The sequence below is a fragment of the Chitinophaga sp. genome, assembly GCF_017745275.1.
Lineage (GTDB): Bacteria > Bacteroidota > Bacteroidia > Chitinophagales > Chitinophagaceae > Chitinophaga.
Genome location: NZ_JAGHZS010000001.1, coordinates 76,778 through 96,222, shown reverse-complemented (window position 1 = coordinate 96,222; position 19,445 = coordinate 76,778). Strand labels below are relative to the sequence as shown.

The window sequence follows — 19,445 nt, the reverse complement described above, 5'->3', positions numbered from 1 at the left end:
CGTATCAAAAGTTCGTGGGGTACCCCAATGATGTAGTAAAATATGAGATTCTCAGAGCACTCAAAAAATCAAACGTGATGTACATCCGAATCGCTAAACCTGCTTCAAAAGAAGTAAATGAATAGCAGCCTGCCTCAGGTTTAGACCCCTAAAAAGAGGATAAAGAAGCTTAAAGCGATGAAAAAATAAAGGCGTTGAGAATAACGCAAAAAAGACTCACCCGGCATAACCCGGGAAAAATAAATAATATTCAAATCTCAGAGCCTTCAAAAAATAACTGCTCAACGTGTCATAAAATCAAAAATGCGCATAGCTGCTCATGAAAAAGCTAAATATGCCATTCTCATAAGACTATCAAGGCGCTGAGAATTTAATATTTGAACAAATCCTTCACCTACCCAACGGTAAATTTTTTTTTTAAATTCTCAGCACCCTAAAAATTAAATTCAAACGGTTTTTAACATTCAATTTCCCTGTTCGTCTTTTTCCTGGTTTCATTTTTCAAGTAGACACTGCGAAACCCCAACGAATATTCAATTCTCACACCGCTTATAACACGCTGAGAATTAATCGATTCGTACATAAACACGAAGGCCGTGAGAATATTAAATTCTCACGGCCTTCGTGTTTTTAAATATTTATTATAACTAATAAATATTATTCAAATAATAATGAAAATCAAATAGTTATATTAAAGTCCAGCTGCTGCACTAATCTCTAGCATTCTTTCAATTGGCTTTTTAGCGGCAATTCTCAGGCTTTCTTCCATAGTTATTTCCGGCTGTTCGTATTCCATACACAAGTACAATTTCTCCAGCGTATTCAATTTCATGTGTGGACAGTCATTACAAGCGCATGCATTATTAGGTGGAGCGGGTATAAAAGTTTTTCCAGGATTCTCTTTTTGCATCTGGTGCAAAATTCCCGTTTCAGTAACCACAATATACTCCTGTGCATCGTCACGTTGACTGAATTTCAGCAACCCTGTTGTAGAACCAATGTAGTCAGCAATAGCTAAAACTGCTGGTTCACATTCCGGATGCGCTATCACTTTGGCTTTCGGGTGACGAATTTTCAATTTTGTGATCTTTTCCAGGGAAAAAATCTCGTGTACCATACAGGCGCCATTCCAAAGCACCATGTCTCTACCCGTTTTTTTGATCAAATAAGCCCCTAAATTCCGATCAGGTGCAAAGATGATGGGCTGATTGTGAGGGACGCTTTTAATGATTTCTTCGGCATTAGAACTCGTACAAATGATATCGCTGAGTGCCTTGATACCCGCTGAACAGTTGATATACGAAATCACGATATGGTCCGGGTAACGGTCTCTAAACTTCTTAAACAGCTCTGGTGGCGCGCTATCAGCCAGTGAACACCCTGCTTTGAGATCCGGTAAAAGCACTTTCTTCTGTGGACTCAGAATTTTTGCCGTTTCCGCCATAAAGTGAACTCCGGCAAAAACAATTATGTCGGCATCGGTTTTGGCCGCCTGTTGGCTGAGGCCTAAACTGTCTCCGATATAATCTGCGATATCCTGGATATCTGGTTCCTGGTAATAGTGAGCGAGTACAATCGCATTTTTCTTCTTTTTCAGATTTTCTATCGCTTCAAATAAATCCAGGGAGGGATCGACTGATATATCCAAAAATCCGTTGTGTTGCAAATTTTTTTTCGCTTCAGCGATTTCCATAATCATAGCTATATACTTCTTTAAATATTTAAAAGAAAAAGCCCACTACTATTAGGGCTGTGAATATGTGGAAATTAAATTTTCCGCTCGTGTACAAATGTAGTTGTTATTCCTTTTTACTACGCTTTCCACATGAAATTAACATGCTCTTTCCGCGTCATTACTGGATTTTCATGTTTTCATCCACATACGTGGATATCGTTGTTGGTGAAAATCTTTTTGCGCTACCCTGTATTAGGAAAATGTTAAAAGATGGCATTTACTATCCACAATTCACATCTCCATTTTTTAAGGGTAAATTTAACCACAATAACAAAATTAGTTTTACCTGTGTCTAAAGGCACCTTTTCCCACGTTATTTTACGTTTTACAGGGGTTTTTACACATCAATTGTGGAAAAGAATTCGCTGGGAATGAAAAATGGTCAAAATGCATACACGTCTAAATTAGCCCTGTTTTATTCACATTTTTATGTGGATTCCCTAAAACCGCTTTTTAACATTTGTGAATAACCCTTTTATGTGATTATCGCCCCGTTTTTATCAAAATACCAGCAATAGCGAGCGTTTAAAAACATTAAAACCCTGGAAAAAAACAGGTTGTGAATAACTGCTCCATGTGGAAAACCTGTGAATCATACATAGTCCACAAAAGTGTTATACCATCCTGAAACCCTTTACTGTATTGCGTTTCAGGCTTTAAAATACTCTTTTGCAGTTACAGTTATTTTATTCTATTTTTGCTATCCTTAAAAATGTAGACTATATAATATATGTCAGTAATTCAGAAAATCAGGGACAAGTACGCCGTCATGATCGTTGTAGTGATTTGCCTGGCTATTGTTAGTTTCCTGTTGCAGGATGCCTTCTTTGGCAAAAGTTCTCTCTCCCGTCGCAGTACAAGCGTGGGTAAAGTAAATGGTGAAGATCTGGACTTAGCAGACTATCAACGCCGTATTCAGGACGCGGAAAATAATGCCCGTCAGCAAATGCCTAATATTGACGACCAAACACGTCAATATATCCGTGAACAGGTTTGGAACCAGTTTCTGAATGAACAAATTATGCAGGCTCAGTACAAAAAATTGGGCATCGTTGTAACTGAAGCAGAAGTGGTAGACCAGATAAGAGGTAAAAACCCTAATCCGGTAGTTGTACAGCAATTTACACGTGATGGTCAGTTTGACCGTGCTGCTTTGCAACAAGCCATCCAACAAGCACCTACCAATCCCCAGGTTCGTGAAGGTTTCCACCAACTGGAAACTTATATTGCTAAGTACCAGGAACAACAAAAGTATGTGACCCTTATTAAACAAGGTGTATACTACCCTAAATGGCTGGCAAAACAACAACAGGAAGATAACAGTCAATCTGCTACTGTTTCTTATGTAAGTGTTCCTTATGCTACCATTTCTGATTCTACCATTAAAGTAACAGATGCTGAACTGAACCGTTTTATCCAGGATCACAAGCAATTGTTTAAAGTAGAAGAATCCCGTAAAGTAGAATATGTGTCTTTTGATGCTATTCCTTCGGCTGCGGATTCAGCGGCAGCAATCCAACAGATTGTTGCTATGAAACAAGAACTCGACACTACTAAAGATGTTGCCGGTTTTATTAACCGTAACTCTGATATTAAATATTACGATGGCTATATTTCTAAGAACGAAGCAAAAGTTCCACAGAAAGATTCTATCGTGAACTTGCCTGTTGGTGCTATCTTCGGACCATATTATGATAATAACCTGATCGTATATGCGAAAATGGTAGATCGTAAAAATATGCCCGATAGCGTTAAAGTTCGTCACATCCTCATCGCTTCTAACCCACAAATGGGCGTAGCTGATTCAGTGGCTAAAAAACGCGCTGACAGCATTGAAGTAGCTGTAAAAGGTGGTGCCGACTTTAAAGCACTGGTAGCTCAATACAGCGATGATCCGGGCAGCAAACAAACTGGCGGAGAATATGATTTAACTCCTTCTTCTCCTTTTGTACCTGAATTCAAAGAATTTGCTTTTGATGGAGCAAAAGGCCAGGTGAAAGTGGTAAAAACCCAATTTGGTTATCACGTTATCCAGATTATGGATCAGAAAAATATTGGTCCGGCTATTAAAGTGGCTTACCTCGGTAAATCTGTAGAAGCTAGTAAAGAAACCAATAACACTGCATACAGCTCAGCAAGTGACTTCGCTGGTAAAGCCCGTACTGCTGCTGCTTTCGAAAAAACAGTACAGGAAGGTAAACTGGATAAGAAAATTGCTGACAACGTTCGCCCAATGGATTTCGTGATCCCTGGTATCGGACAAGCACGTGAACTGGTGCGTTGGGCGTATGAAGCAAAGAAAGGTGATGCCAGCACGGTATTTACTTTCGACGACAAATACGTAGTAGCTATTTTAACCAGTGTTCGCGAAGAAGGTACTGCTCCCCTGGAAGATGTAAGACCTCGTGTGGAAGCAGAAGTTAAAAAGCACAAAAAAGCAGAACAGATTATTGCTAAACTGCAAACTCCTGCCAGCCTTGATGCAGCAGCCAAAGCAACTAATCAGCCTGTGCTGAAAGCGGAAGGTGTAACTTTTGCTACACCGTTTATTGCTTCCCTGGGCTTTGAACCTCGCGTTGCAGGTGCTACCTTCAACAAAAGCTGGGGTACCGCTAAAGTATCTGCTCCTATTGAAGGAAACGCTGGTGTATATGTAATTAAGGTAGATAGCTTCCAGCCATCTGCTCAACCAGCTCAGGACGTAGCTACTCAACAGGCTGCATACGAACAAGGTGTTAAATCCATGCTGGATCAGCAACTGTTTGAAGTGCTGAAAAAGAAATCTGACGTGAAAGATACCCGTGGTAAATTTTTCTAGACCGCTACATTTTTTACTGACATAAGAAGAAGGGACGCAATTATGCGTCCCTTCTTCCATTTATACCCTTTCCCCACTGTTAGAACCCACTTATTCACATTCCTGCACCGATATTCGTAAATTTGTATCCTTAAATAAGGACAAAATGGAAGAAATTATAAATAAAGTAGCGCAGAGTGGATTGGAAACCATTGATCTGGAAGACTATTATCCGCAAGGAGAGACCGTGATTTTTGATATGAAAGATTACCTTTTCATGGGCCTGATCCTGAAAGAAAAGGATTTTCGGGCTTCCATGAAGGAACTGGATTGGGAACAATTCCGTGGAAAAAGTGTAGGCATCATCTGTAGCGCAGACGCCGTGATCCCATTATGGGCCTATATGTTGGTAATGACCGAGTTAGAACCTATTGCCACTTTTGCAGCCTTTGGAGATGCCGATTTTATTCACAAAACCCGTTACCTGCAGAACCTGGCTAAAATAGATGTGACTTCCTTTACTGATAAAAGAGTAGTGATAAAAGGATGTGGTGATAAACGTGTGGGGGAAATTGCCTATGCGGAAATAACCCGTTTGCTTCGCCCGGTTGTAAAGAGTATTATGTATGGAGAGCCATGCTCTACGGTGCCTGTTTATAAAAAGAAGGCTTAAAACCAGCCTCGTTTTCTAAATACCAGGATCATCAGTAGTAATAATATGCCCATTCCACCCAGTGTATAATAGTATCCGTGCTTGCTTTCCAATTCAGGCATATAGTGGAAGTTCATCCCGTAAATTCCTGCTAAAAGTGTTGGCGGAGCCATTAATGTTGTTACTACCGCCAACACTTTCATGATTTCATTCATCTTCAGGTTGAGTTGCGTATGATACATTTCCTGTAGGTTCAGTACCATATCGCGGTAGTTATCTGCCAGATCGTTACACTGAACGATGTGGTCATACACATCTTTATAATATTTAGTTACCTTATCTTCCAGCAGATCACTTTCACTTTTGAGGAAGCCATTCACTAACTCCCTAACAGGTGCAATGGCACGTTTAAATAAAAAAACCTGCCGCCTTAAATAATTGATCCGGGCTAAGGTGCGGGTATTGGGCTGATGTTGTACCAGGTCTTCCATCATTTCTATTCTTTCTCCCAGCTTATCCATCACAATAAAGTAATTGTCCACAATTACATCCAGTAAGGCATAACATAAGTAATCGGCGCCACCATTGCGAATTCTCGATCCTTTCAGTAATAGTTTGGTTCGCACCGGATCAAACACATCCCGGGTAGGATCTTCCTGAAACGATATCACGAAATTTTTACCAAGCACAATGCTAACCTGTTCCATATCTACCGAAGAGGACTCGCTGTTGAAGTAAATCATCGGAAGCACACAAAACATCCTGTCGTTGATTTCATCCATTTTTGCCCGCTGTCCAACACTGAGTATATCTTCTTCCAGCAATGGGTGTATCAGGAATTGTTCACAAATAGCATGAACTTCTTCCTTTTTAATACCATCCACATTGATCCAGCTGAGTTGCGGCGACTCCATGTATTTGAACGTATCCTCTACTTTATTCAAAACTATTTCTGAACAAAGACTTGTATTATAATCGAAAACGGTGATTTTGCTGTTATCTGCCTGCTTCCGGAGCGCAACTCCTTCTGCAGGGTTAAAGTTCATGATACGCTGCTTCTTCACCTTGAATGGATTCAATACTTGTACTACGCCGGGAATAGGCAATTTCTTTTTCAATGCCATATACAACAGATGTTATCAGGAATTTATTACCGAATTTAAAGGAAAAATCGGGTTAATAACCGGAATTATGCCGGGTTAATAATAAAGAAGGGAAAGCGGACTTCGACCAAAAAATTGTCGTGCAGGTCAAAAATAAATGCGTCACATCAGTCCTATGGGGTATATAGACTATTTAAATTGAATTTATACCATTAACCATCAGTCACCGAATAAATTTTTCTGAAGAAAAAAACGAGGATGTATCGTTTCTCCGATATATCCTCGTTTTATCAGCCACTATACAGGGCTTATTAGAATTGTGGGAGTACAATTGTTGGTGGTGTGCCGGTGGCGGGTCGCTCGAACTGATCACCATATTGTGCGTTTGCAGGTTTAAAGCCGCTGTTCCACAGGTAGAACCAACCATTTTCTGAACCGCCGCCGTAGTCAAGCCTGTCTTTCGCTCTAGCGGTGGCATCGTTGCTGAATTTCGCTTTTGTCAGCTCTATCCACTCGCCCGTATTGGTTTTGATCCAGTGGTTGCCGAAATAGCCTTTACGTCCGAGATGTCCGTTTTCAAAAGAGAAGTTTTCCAGGAAAGAGTAAAGATGCCCCATGTATTTGCCGTCTTTAGGAGCTCTGAAGCTGGCGATGAGCTTCCACTCTTTATGTTCCGGAACATAGAAGTAAGCGGTATAGGTAGTGGTATTTCCGGTGGGAACGCTGTGCATCAGGAAACGATAGCTTTCACCTGCTTTCCAGTTATATACCCAATGGCTATGACCTCCGGTACCTTCGCCGCCAAAGCCGCTGGCATCCACGCTATCCCCTTTTGCCAGCATCACTACCTGGTCTTCATACTTTACTTTGCTACGTTCTTCCGGTTCTCCACCCGCATCCCAAACGGAGAAAATAATTCTTCGTTCAGTAGGAGAATTTACCTGCATTCCAAAGTAGCCACGGTGAAAGCCGCAGGACATGAAATAGGTACCGAGTTTATCTTCTCCCTCGGGCACTTTAATTTCTCCATAGAACCATTCTACATTTTTACCCTCCGGAACAGGATAGTTTAAATGTACAGAAGCCGCGCGGCGCCAGGGCTTGGCGTTGAACTGGATATCTTTGGTGGCAGCACCGGTTAGTGAAACTGCTTTAACATCTGCATACACAGATCCGGTTTTCTCTACTCCTTTTAAGGAAACACAGTAGAAGCCCGGCTTCTTAATATTCGTTTGTAAAACAGGAATATTTATATAATCATTATTGTTAGGTATGCTAACTGTTTTTTCTACACCATTTACAGATACACTGACTTTACTGGAGGCATCTGCTTTAGCGAGGAGCGCTACCTTGAGAGGACCGGTAGTCGCTGCATGAAAGTAAAAGTTAATGGTGTTACTGTTACCTGTCCAGTGAATAACGCCGTTGTTATAATTGATATCTACCCCTTCCTCTACCGGGTCGGCGTAAGCGGCAAAGCCGGGGAGTTCTGCGGCAGGGGCTTGTGCGAAAGTGTGATCAGCAGCCAGGCACAACGCCAGCATTGCTGAGAGAAGTGTTTTCTTGTTCATTGTTCTGTATTTGTATGTCAACAAATAAAAGCGCATCTGTTTCCAAATGCAATTCCGTTGGTAAAAAATTACAAACCAATGAGAATACCGGTTTCTACCTAAGCAACGGTATGAGCAACAAAAGAAACACCGCATCAAACGCACTGATCTTTGGTAAAGGCCATGTAGTGGCAATGCGGCCTTGGGAATTGTTTTTGAGGAGAAGAAAAACAGCAGAAAGTTCAACATCTGCCGAAGGCGAAATATAATAACACACCTTAAAAACAATATCTTATGGAAAATCAATTAACAGGGAAAAAAGTAGCGATGGTAGTAGCTAATGGGTTTGAGGAAGTAGAATTTACCCAGCCCCTGGAAGCATTGAAAAATGCAGGTGCTACAGTAGATATCATATCTCCTGAGGCCGAAAAGGTACGTGCATGGGCAGAAACAGATTGGGGAAAAACATTTCCGGTAGATAAACAGATCTCAGAAGTGGCAGCACAGGATTATGATGCACTGGTGTTGCCGGGAGGTGTGATGAATCCGGATAAGCTGCGTACCAATGAAGAGGTGGTGGCTTTTGTAAATGGTTTTTTTGACGACAGCAAACCGATTGCGGCCATTTGCCACGGCCCGTGGACACTGATAGAAACCGGAGAACTGGATGGTCGTAAGATGACTTCCTTTAAATCACTAAAAACAGACCTGGAGAACGCCGGTGCCATATGGGTAGACGAGGAAGTGGTGACTGATAATGGACTTGTAACCAGCCGTAATCCGGGTGACTTACCGGCCTTTTGTAAGAAAATGATTGAAGAAATCAAGGAAGGGCGCCACGATCAACGCCGTAATAACGCCGGAGGCGGTGGTGTACATCAGTTAGGATAAGTATTGTAAACGAACGGACGGTGATTTCCCGTCCGTTCGTTTATTTTTTCTTCTTCTTTTGTTTGTATTTCACTTCCACATTGGCAACGCCGGTATTTATCATACCCAGTTTAGCTGCTGCCTTGTGTGACAGATCGATGATACGACCGGGGGCAAATGGGCCACGGTCGTTGATACGCACTTTCACACTTTTTCCATTCGAAATATTTACAACGGTAACGCGTGTACCAAAAGGTAATGTTTTATGTGCTGCGGTGAGGTGGCGTTGGTGAAAGGTTTCACCGCTGGCTGTTCGTTTGCCGTCAAAAGAATCGGCATAATAGGAAGCCTTTCCTGTTTCCGTGATCTTCCGGCTACAGGAAGAAGTAACCACCAGTAGCAATATAACAAACATCAATACAGTATTGCGATGCAACGGCGCAGGGATAGGTTTCATTGGCAGCAATTTAGATAGGTATAAAAATAATCAATTTCCGGAGCTTTTAGCTACCGGAAACAGGCAAATGAGCAACGGTATGTTTTAACATGGTCGGTACCAGGAGCTTGTGGAACGGCTTTACAAAGAAGAAATAGATTCTACCCCAAAGGTTATGGTAATGTACCACAGTAGTGCAGATCAGTTGCTGTTGCGTGGGTTGTTGCTGTAAATAGAGAGATACGCGGAAGTCCAGGTGTTTATCATTTTCTCCCAATATAACTTCCTGATCATTTTTCTCCAAGATTTTGAAAATGCCGAGCTGATCACCGCAATTGAGTGAGCTTGGACGATTTCCGGGTAAATTTTGGCTGGTTTTCAAACCGAAAATGCCCACTATCTGATCTCTTAACTTCATCATCCGGGAAACAAACCGAGGTGCTGTGGTGGCAAAAGCGATGCCGGTTTGTGTGATTGTTACCGGAGGTGTGGCTGCAATGGTAGTGGCAAAGGTATCCTGGTAATGTATAGTAGCTGATTGCTTATACAGTAGAGAGTTATCGGGCAGTGTGGGCTTTAAACGAGTCATACGGCATTGGATTTCCAGTGCAAAATTAATGGGATTACAGATGCATTCCGTGGCCGGTTCATTGAACATGTGAAGATGAACAATGTTGGCTGGCAACTGTTTTTATCGTTCATGTTTATCAACATAGAAAAATATGGCAAAGCTTGTTGCAGATCAATTAGTAGAAATGCTGGTGGGCGCCGGCATTCAACGTATTTACGCAGTTACCGGCGATAGTCTGAATCATATTAATGACGCGGTGCGTCGGGATGGGCGTATTCAGTGGGTACATGTCAGGCATGAAGAAGTGGGTGCTTATGCCGCTGGCGCTGAAGCCCAGTTAAATGGGCTGGCCTGCTGTGCCGGCAGTAGTGGCCCGGGCCATGTGCACCTGATTAACGGATTATATGATGCTCACCGGTCGGGCGCCTCCGTATTAGCAATTGCTTCTACCTGCGCTACCAACGAGTTTGGCAGCGACTATTTCCAGGAAACCAACACTATTAAATTATTTGCGGATTGTAGCTGTTATAACCAGATCGCGAATACAGTAGAACAAGCGCCGCGCATGATGCAGGCTGCTTTACAACATGCAGTACATAAGCATGGTGTGGCTGTATTAGGGTTACCGGGAGATGTAGCTGCTGCAGACGCCACGGACATTCCTACCGCTACCAGGCTATATCATCCACGTCCGGTTATTTGCCCCTCTCCTGCTGAATTAAAGGAATTAGCGGACTTGCTGAACGGAGCGGAGAATATCGCCATTTATTGTGGATTAGGCGCTGTGCCGGCTCATGATGAGGTGGTGGCCTTGTCGCAGCAGTTAAAGGCGCCTGTAGCCTATTCTTTTCGGGCTAAAATGGGTATCCAGTATAATAATCCTAATGAAGTGGGCATGACGGGCCTTCTGGGCCTGGCGTCGGCATATAAAAGTATGCATGAAGCGGATGTGTTATTGTTGTTAGGCACCGATTTCCCGTACACGCCGTTTATGCCGTCGAAAGCTAAAATTGTACAGATTGATATCCAGCCGGAGCGGCTTGGTCGCAGGGCAGCACTGGAGTTAGGCCTATGCGGTGACATCAGCGATACGTTGAAAGCGCTGGCGCCATTACTGACAACACACACGAACACTAATTTCCTGGATGAAATGAAGACATTTTACCAGGAAGTAAAAAAGAAAATGCAAACCTACGTAGAAGATCGAGGAAAGGAAGATGCTATAAGTCCGGAATATGTAGCGGCTACGTTGAACAAGCTGGCCGCTGATGATGCGATCTTTACCGTGGATACCGGTATGACTAACGTTTGGACGGCGCGGTACCTGGAAGGTACCGGAAAGCGAACGTTATTGGGATCTTTCAATCATGGCTCTATGGCCAATGCGATGCCCCAGGCCATAGGCGCTGCTTTTGCGCAACCAGGCAGGGAAGTATTTGCCCTCTGTGGCGATGGTGGTTTAACCATGCTGTTGGGAGATTTGATGACGATTAAACAATACAAGTTGCCCATCAAAGTGATAGTGTTTAATAATCGTGCCTTAGGTATGGTGAAATTGGAAATGGAAGTGGCCGGGCTACCCGACTGGCAAACGAATATGGTGAACCCGGATTTTGCCGCTGTGGCCATAGCTATGGGCTTTACAGCGTTTACAGTTCATAAGCCGGAAGAAGTAGAAACCGTATTGTCACAAGCTATTAAAGCCGAGGGGCCTGTATTGGTAAATGTGTTTACTAACCCGGATTCACTGGCAATGCCCCCTAAAGTAGAGTTTGCACAAATGAAGGGCTTTGCGCTGTGGATGGGGAAATTGATTTTGGGAGGAAGGTATGAAGATGTATTTGACGCCGTAAAATCGAACTATAAGCACCTGAAAGATGTGCTGTAAGATTGTTTAAAGGGAGATGATAAAGAAGTTGTCATCTCCCTTTAAATATAGATATTGTTAAAACGGATAGCCGATGGCAATGTTGAGAATTAGATTTTTCTTACGCCATTCAGGATCTCCGAAATTAATTTTATTTAACACCCATCGCTCATTTTCCGGTAGGGATGGAACGCGGAATGGCATAGCCAGATCCAGCCGTACTACTACAATGGAAGCATCAATACGTACACCAACTCCACCACCAACGGCGATTTCTTTATAGAAGGAGTTAAATTGGAATTTACTGCCTGGTTTATCCGGCACATCCTTTTGCAGCCAGATATTACCGGCATCAATAAACGCCGCCACATTAAATACGCTGGCAACATGCACACGTAGTTCTGTATTAAGTTCTAGTTTGATGTCGCCAGCTTCATTAGCCAACAGTACTGCGGTATCTGCTGCCTTACTGCGATAGGTACCCGGACCTAGCGTACGCGCTCTGAAGGCCCTGATACTGCTGCTTCCTCCGGTAAAAAATTGTTTCACAAACGGAAGTGTTTGTGAGTTGCCATAAGGTAAACCATAGCCAATCAGGAGTCGGTTCACCCATTGTTTGCCTTTGCCGATATTCCAGTAGTGGCGGCCTTCCAGTGTAAACCGTTCATATTGGGCGAATGAATTGCCTAATATAGTGCGTTGACCTGTATCGTTTTTGGGTACAATTAATCCTGCCAGGTTGCCGGAAATATCCACATTACCACTCAGGTAAAAATTATGTACCTGGTTGGGACGTTGATTATTGTAAGTGATAGTATAATTACTACCCAGGATAAATTGTTTTTCAATAGCTGACCGTTGGCTGGGATCATTGGCCAGAATACTGTCGTAGGCGGCGGTGGTTTTAGAAGGCAACACATACGTTACAGCAATAGGCGCAAAGATATGACTGAGGTATTGTGTACGCTGCCACAGATATTGTAATTGCAGCGTATAGGCGTTTAGGTTATATAGGTCTGCACGGCTGTATAATTCATAACTGGCGCTTATGCGCGTTTTAGGCACATAGGGAGTGCGAATGTTAAAGCCCTTGATAGGCGTAATAAACCGGGGGAAAGTAACGGCCACTTCTGCGCCGAGTGAATATGAGTTGGATCCGCCGGCGCTTTTATTACCGGTTTGCCATTCCATACCGCCACGGAGGCCTATTTCCAGCAAGGCCGCGGAGTGAAGCCAGTTCCTGTTTTTAGCGGTTAGCCGAACTTCAGATCCGATGAAACCATTGGACTTGGATGTACCACGAAGTTCCGCCTGTAAGGATCGGCGTTTATAGGGTGTCAGGTAGAATTTTGCATCGAGCCATCCGCTATCCAGGGAAACACGGTTGTTTACCATCGCCCGGTAATTGCTGGCCAATGACGTATCACGGGAGTAAGTAGCATCCCGTTTGAACCCAATACCAGCCGTGTCTCTTCTGCTACCAATACCAGCCGTGTCCCTTCTTCCGACAATGCCTCTTCTGTTATCAGGTTGGTTGGGATTACCTCCCACAATATTGTGGATAGAAGTATCTCTTACCGGGGTAAACTGTCCTTTAACGAATTTGAAAACACCAAGATTAATTAACCGTTGAAGGGTGATATTATGAGAACTCAGGTGGTACAAACTATCCGGACGCAGGAACACGGATCGGTTAAATGCGGATGGTTTGAAGCGCTTCGCGGAATCAACAATATAAATACCTCTATACCGTATGGGAGTACCTAAAGTAGAGGTGGAATCATTATCCAGCGAATAATCCGGAAACAGCGTGATATCGTGCATCCGATAAGGCCGTAAGGCAGCCAGTGGTGTATTGTCTTTAATTTTAACAAGTAAATCTACTTGTCCCATGTTGGTACTATCCGCCTGTACCAGCAGATAGTCAGGGGTGAAATAATAATATCCCTGTTCTTTTAACATGGCGTGTATGCGTTCCCGTTCTGCTTTGATTGAATCCAGTGAATATGGAGCGCCAGGTATCAGGGAGCTTTCCGGTTTAGTGGCCTTAACCGATCTGCCGATGGCGCTGGTATCCGTTATATACGTAACACTCTTAATGGTATACCGGTGGTTAGGCGTGGCCGTGTAATGAATGGAGGCTTTTTTCTTACCGGAGTATTTCACGGCAGATACCATATCGGCCTGGAAGTAGCCATTATCTACCAGGTAGCCATCCAGCACTTTAGCGGTGTAGTCTGGTTTAGCCTGACTAAGCAATACAGGAGGTTCGCCCCATTTTTTGCGGAGTAAATAATTCAATCCTTTTCCTTTAGGCTCATTGCCCAGGTTATATAACCATAATTTGATGGGCATGCCCAGGAATTTCCGGTTCCTGTTGGGACGAATCCTTTTTTCCAATCCTTCCATCAGCGTGCTGTAATCGCGGGGCTTTTTACCGGTCACCGTATCATTTATCCATTTTACCTCACTGCCGGTATACAGGCGGTCTCCTTCCGGCACTGTGCGTGTAGTGCTACAGGAGCTGATCACCAGGTATCCCAGGCAGAGCAGTATACAGAAGAAGGTAATATGGCTATTTCCTATTCGCATCAGGTGTTGTCGTATTTTTTTTCTTATTGCGTACTTTTTTCTTTTCGGAAGGAGCTTTTGAACGTTGAAGAATTTCCCGGAATTCATCATAGTCCATTACCAGTGCAAAAGCCACCCCTGTTTCCACTACCTGTCCGTCAATAACGGTGGTGTTATCATTGTTTTGATATACCCGGATCCGGTAACGGCCATCACGGGTAAGTTTATATTCTACTGAGATATCACCAATCAGGGAACTGGCATTTTGTTGATTGCCCTGCAACATGATGTTTGAACCAACGGAAACGGTTAAACGATCATTGAATAACTGCTTGGAGGCGCCGACTTTCAGGTTGGTGGTTTCCTGTGCACTACCACTGGAATAATCTTGCTGGTTTTGCAGGTCAAAGTTGAGATCCACCCCTTTAATCAGGTTGCCGGCGAGGTTATTCAACTGTTGCGACAGGATTTTACTCACACTGTTTTTAGCGGCTTGTCCTACCCCACCGCCATTGCCGGCATCGAGGGTGCTCATCGGGTCTTCCGGAATAAAAGAATTGAGTACCAGCAGCCCCATTACCTGTTTATTCAGCTCGGACGGCGACTGATTAATTTGTTTCAACTTGTTATAGGGCGTACCATCAAGGGTGTTCCTGTCTTTTTCCGGTAAGTCAAGACGGAAGCTGATATCCGGCTTCATCAGGTTGCCTTTAATCATCAGGTATACTTCAAACGGCATCCGTTGTTTGTATGTATTTCGCTTTTCTGCTGTCATGCCTTGCATCTGATCAGAAACCAGGTCATAAGCCGGAGCATTTACAGTGTATTTAGCTGTAATATCCAGGTCTGCATTGGTGGCATCACCACTAAAAGTGATGAAGCTGCCCTTTTGAATGTCGAAAGAGCGTTTGATGAGTTGATTGAGCGACATCTCATACTTACCTTCCGATATTTCATAACGGCCGGTCAAGCTGAGTTTGCTGCTGGGGTCCAGTGTAGCGTTGATGCTGGCGGTACCTTTTGCCTGTACATAGTCGCCATTTTGTGCATCGATGATGATTTTAATGATAGACTCCGGCGTGATGTCGAGGTTACCAGACAAGTACATGCCCTTCAACCGCGTCGTCTGATATTTGAGGCTGTCCAGTTTTGCCTGGAGTGCAGAGTCGATCGGATTAGAAAGGTCTACAAATTCTACGATGCCTTCCCTGCTGGCCAGGCTGGGTTCATCCTGTGGCAGCGTCATGGTAACACTGGATTTATCGCGGAGTTTTACCGTAGCGTCAATCCTTGGAAGATCCAGCGAGCCGCGGATTTTCACTTTGCTATCTATATAGGCCGGGCCGTAAATCCATTGATCAGGATTTTGCTGGCGACCTAAAGCCATAAAATTATCAGCCGTAACATCCAGGTTAAAGAAGTAGCGGGTAAAGTTCTTTGTATTGATACGGCCATTCACTACCAGTTCGTTGTTGGCGCTGTCGGCCACCACCAGGTTGTTGAGCTGGAAACCTTTTTCGTCGATCACGATATCTTCATCCGGCAGGTGGAAGGTGCTGCCAATCATGGTCACCATGCCGGTAGCATTATCGAAATGGAGGCTGCCTGTTACTTTAGGCGCTGCTGTGGTGCCGGAAATATTAAATTGCCCATCCGCGCTGCCCGACATGTGTGTGACGCTTCCCATGGTAAAGGGTTCCAGGGCTGCCATACTCAGTTTATTGACGTTGAGTTGGGCATTGATGGTGCTATCGTAGGTCCCTTCTACTTTAATATCATTGTCGTTGCCATTTAATCCCGCTATCAGTTTGTATTGGCCTGGGCCAGTATTTTCCACATTGGCATCCAGTGTACCCATGTGTGTATTCTTAACCGTTAGGCTGTCTACTTTCAGTATAGCATGTATAAGGGGAGATTTATCCCAGTTGTGTACCGTTGCTTCTGCATTTAGTGTACCATTGGCGAGTAAGGTATCAGTGGCGAGTAGCCCCGTGATGGTAGACAACTGGAAGTTTTTAATATTCGCCAGTAATGCCGGTACGGTACCAGTATCAGGCTGTGTAGCTACCTGGATGGATTGCTCTCCATGCGACAGTTTGATATTGGCAGTATCCGGTGCGCCATGTTTTATACGCAGTATATTATCATCAGCTACTGTCCAGAGTTGCTTGTTGAGCAACAGGCCGGGCTTTAACGAAAGCTCCATGGCATTGTCTTTCAGGAATGTGAAGATACCACCCAGTTTATATTTAGGTTTTCTATTTACGTCATCCAGCTGAAGATTAAAATCTACAACGCCAGTATTGGCGGTGGCCCTGAGAAAGGTATGTTGCAGCGGAAATGTAGGATGCTGCATGTGGGCCAGTGAGATGTTGGTTAGCATGGCAGTATCCAGGATGCGTGCAAAAAAGCGGAGGCTATCTACCTGGATAGAATCATAACTTACTTTAGGCAAATTAGCATGCAGTATCAGCAGGCTACTGTCGCTGTTTAAACGACCATCCACTACCAACGGAACCTGCATGTGCAGGGTGGGTAGCATTGCCTGTAGGCTTTTAGGCCATATCAGGGAAGCGTTCCAGGCCAGTGTTTGTCCGCCTGGAATTTTTATGATGTTAGTAGAATCCGGCGGCAGTAACGGCTTGTTGATGATGCCGGTAAATGCGCCGGCTATTTTTCTATAGTCCATATGCCCGTAAGCATTGATGGGGCCAAACGGGCTTTTCAGGCTGATATATTGCTGATCATCATATTTCGCCACCAGCGCAATACTATCCAGTGGAAATACCTGTTCATTGGTAGCAATTTTCCAGTTGGTTAAAAAGGCGCTGCCTTCAATGCGTTCCGGTTCAATACTGTTGAAGTCAGCAATTACCTTCCCCTGAATGGTTAATGGTTCGGTGTACCAGTGCGTGGCGTACAGATCTGCTTTAGCCAGGTCCATATCCACTTTAAGCCCTTGAATAGTGGTATCTATCAACTGGCCGCTAACATTGAAGGTGGCGGTAATGCTGCTATCGGCGCTTTCTCCCTGTGCGTCGAAATTGCCGTTATTGATGCCGGCATTTACGTTGACGTCATGATACGTATATGCGTTATAGGTAGCTTCGCTCAACTGGATAGCAGCTTTGGCGGCCATTTGTTTCAACGTATAGCCTTGCCCGGTAGCGCTCAGTTTTCCGGACATCCAGCCATAGGTGGTATCATATAGCATGATACCGGGATGAGCCCGGAAGTAGGGAACACTTACTGTATAGCTACTGCGAATACTGTCTGTTATATTGATAAGATGCGCATTAACGGTAGCGTTGGCGTAATCGCTTTTAAGTTGTAACTGGGTAACCAGGTCTTTCATGCCTCCTTTGAACATACCGGTGATGAGCATGTTTTCCGGCAGGCGTGGTGTATCCGGCAAGGTGCCTGCCGGCAGCCAGGAACGAAGAGCTTTGTTACCAGACTGGATATAGAGATTGGGTAAATTGGCGCTAAGCAGATCCGGATTGGTGGCGTGTTGTACCTGGCCATTATCTGCTTTAATGAGATTTCCCTGGTGGTCGGTGATGAATAATTGTTTGATGTTTAAATCGCCCAGGGTACCTTTTAGTATAGCCGCCAGCGTTAGCTCCTTATTCCATAGTGGCGCAAATGATTTATTTTTCCGGGCATCGGGCACAAAAGGAAGCCATTCTCCCAGCGACACGTGTACGGAGTCGAGGTTAGCGTCGAGGCCCAACTGGTCTAGCCTATCGGAAATACCGGACCAGGAAGGAACGGTAATCGTGATTTGTTTACGGAGAATACTTTTGTTGGTTTGCAGCAGGAAGTTGCGCAGTGCCAGGGTATGCGGCGTAAACAGCACATCCATATTAGCTTTGCGGATAGTAAAGCCGGATTTATCCTGTGCAGTGAGCGATTTTATATCCACCATAATACTATCGGGCTTATACCGGAGATTATTAATTTTTCCGGAGAAGCGGGTCAGCATGAGGTGATTATAATCCGGGTCAGGCCCCGCGGCTTTAGGAGCCGGGCCGCCGTTATCGTATTTAACAGCCAGTTTGTCGAGGTTGACTTGTGTTGCAAAAACCTGCCAGGTATTGGGGGTGGTATCTTTTGGTGCAGCAGGAACGGTATCTTTTCCCGGTACCATCATCACCAGGCCGGTAGTGCTGCCAATGGTGAGATCGCCCACTTGTATGTGGGTAGAGTCCTGATCGATGCTACTGTTTCGGAGCAATAGACTGGCGATATTCCAGGCGGTGGAAATGCCACTGCCCTCATCGGAATAAACGAAGCTACTATTACTGATTTGTAGTTTTTTGAGAAGCAGGTGCAACGAAGCACTATTGGTATCTTCGACTGGTGGCGGTGGTGGCGCGGCAGATGTTATTGCCGGGCCAACGTAGCTTTGGCGGAAGAAGCCTTTGAGGCCATCCAGTGAGATACCCCTGAAAGCATAGATGCCGTCATCTACGAGCAGGTCGTCCGGATCTATGTGCAGGCTGTCCCAGGTTACTACGGCGTTCATGCCACCAGGAGCATCGGTGTAGCTTAGCTTTACTTTACGGAGTGTGATATCTTTCAGCCGGAACTGCAAGGTGGTACCTGTTTCTGGTGCAAGCGTATCTGGTTTGGCAGATGGACTTACAAAGGCATTGATGGCAAACTGGAAGTTAAAAGCAGAGTCGCCCGGGTGCTTATACACATTGATCAACACGGTATCCCAGTCGAGCTTATCTATTCTAAGTTCATTGTTAATAAGTGACAGCAGGTTGTAATGTACTTTCAGGGTGCCGCTATAAAGAAGTGCCTGATTGGCGGTATCTGCCACATATACGTTGCGGAGTTCGAGGTATTGCCAGCCTCTGGCCCGCAGATAACCGATCTGGACTTTGGTATGTAGCTTTTTACGCAGGTATATTTCTCCCTGTTCTCTTAAATAACTTTGTACGCCATCGAGTTGTAACAATAGCACCGCCATTACGGGCAAAAGAAGCACCGCAACAATTATCCATAAAAGCCATCGCCACCAGGGGCGGCTACGTTTTTCTCCGGTTTCTGCTGGTTCTGTCACTATGATGTATTACAAAGTCGATTATTGAATATAAACGTAAAAGCACGTTTATGGTTTACTTCACCGGCAGGATAGTTTAACCGGGGCGCATGCCTTCGGGGAACAACAAAATCCATACCTGAGGGGGTATCGGGAATAATAGTTAATGCAAGAATACGTCAAATACGGTAACGGACACACTATTTTTTGGAAAGATGCTGCGATTGAGGTGAGTAGGAA

At 44.4% G+C, this 19,445-nt stretch carries 12 protein-coding genes; 5 read left to right on the top strand and 7 right to left on the bottom strand.

The annotated features are described in order from the left end of the window. Positions 1-691: 691 nt before the first annotated feature. The gene (gene nadA, locus J7623_RS00415) at positions 692-1,693 is read right to left on the bottom strand and encodes a quinolinate synthase NadA (RefSeq protein WP_291915888.1); all 1,002 of its coding nucleotides are present in this window, start codon (positions 1,691-1,693) and stop codon (positions 692-694) included. Positions 1,694-2,465: 772 nt separating this feature from the next. Here nadA and J7623_RS00410 point away from each other — a divergent pair. Beyond that, entirely contained in the window at positions 2,466-4,553 is a 2,088-nt protein-coding gene (locus tag J7623_RS00410) for a peptidylprolyl isomerase (RefSeq protein WP_291915885.1), read from the top strand. 145 nt (positions 4,554-4,698) lie between these two features. Continuing rightward, on the top strand, positions 4,699-5,205 hold the full coding sequence (locus tag J7623_RS00405) for a DUF2480 family protein (RefSeq protein WP_291915882.1): 507 nt from the start codon (positions 4,699-4,701) through the stop codon (positions 5,203-5,205). Here J7623_RS00405 and corA read toward each other — a convergent pair. Next, the gene (gene corA / locus J7623_RS00400) at positions 5,202-6,308 is read right to left on the bottom strand and encodes a magnesium/cobalt transporter CorA (protein WP_291915878.1); all 1,107 of its coding nucleotides are present in this window, start codon (positions 6,306-6,308) and stop codon (positions 5,202-5,204) included. The two genes, J7623_RS00405 and corA, sit on opposite strands and share 4 nt — an antisense overlap. Before the next feature lie 290 nt (positions 6,309-6,598). Next, the gene (locus J7623_RS00395) at positions 6,599-7,858 is read right to left on the bottom strand and encodes a DUF3472 domain-containing protein (protein WP_291915876.1); all 1,260 of its coding nucleotides are present in this window, start codon (positions 7,856-7,858) and stop codon (positions 6,599-6,601) included. Positions 7,859-7,872: 14 nt separating this feature from the next. Here J7623_RS00395 and J7623_RS00390 point away from each other — a divergent pair, with 14 nt between their 5' ends. Both J7623_RS00390 and J7623_RS00385 read left to right on the top strand, forming a co-directional pair. Next, positions 7,873-8,106, top strand: coding sequence for a hypothetical protein (locus J7623_RS00390; RefSeq protein WP_291915874.1), 234 nt, complete (start codon positions 7,873-7,875; stop codon positions 8,104-8,106). A gap of 25 nt (positions 8,107-8,131) precedes the next feature. Further along, positions 8,132-8,728 carry a type 1 glutamine amidotransferase domain-containing protein gene (locus J7623_RS00385; protein WP_291915871.1) on the top strand — a complete coding sequence of 199 codons (597 nt, stop codon included), beginning with the start codon at positions 8,132-8,134 and terminating at the stop codon, positions 8,726-8,728. 40 nt (positions 8,729-8,768) lie between these two features. Here J7623_RS00385 and J7623_RS00380 read toward each other — a convergent pair whose 3' ends face one another. Further along, positions 8,769-9,164: a septal ring lytic transglycosylase RlpA family protein gene (locus tag J7623_RS00380; protein WP_291915869.1), complete on the bottom strand. Its 396-nt coding sequence runs from the start codon at positions 9,162-9,164 to the stop codon at positions 8,769-8,771. Positions 9,165-9,210: 46 nt separating this feature from the next. Next, complete coding sequence (locus tag J7623_RS00375; protein WP_291915865.1) at positions 9,211-9,732, bottom strand: DUF2867 domain-containing protein; 522 nt, start codon at positions 9,730-9,732, stop codon at positions 9,211-9,213. A 133-nt stretch (positions 9,733-9,865) separates the two neighbouring features. On the opposite strand from J7623_RS00375, the gene J7623_RS00370 reads away from it, so the two are divergent. Then, positions 9,866-11,602, top strand: a complete 1,737-nt coding sequence (locus J7623_RS00370) for a thiamine pyrophosphate-dependent enzyme (RefSeq protein ID WP_291915863.1) — start codon at positions 9,866-9,868, stop codon at positions 11,600-11,602. 57 nt (positions 11,603-11,659) lie between these two features. Here the strand turns inward: J7623_RS00370 and J7623_RS00365 are convergent, their stop codons facing one another. Then, entirely contained in the window at positions 11,660-14,173 is a 2,514-nt protein-coding gene (locus J7623_RS00365; RefSeq protein WP_291915862.1) for a BamA/TamA family outer membrane protein, read from the bottom strand. Continuing rightward, positions 14,157-19,226 (bottom strand): translocation/assembly module TamB domain-containing protein, encoded by a 5,070-nt coding sequence (locus J7623_RS00360; protein WP_291915859.1) that lies wholly within the window; start codon positions 19,224-19,226, stop codon positions 14,157-14,159. Before J7623_RS00360 ends, J7623_RS00365 begins: the two co-directional genes overlap by 17 nt. Positions 19,227-19,445: the final 219 nt, after the last annotated feature.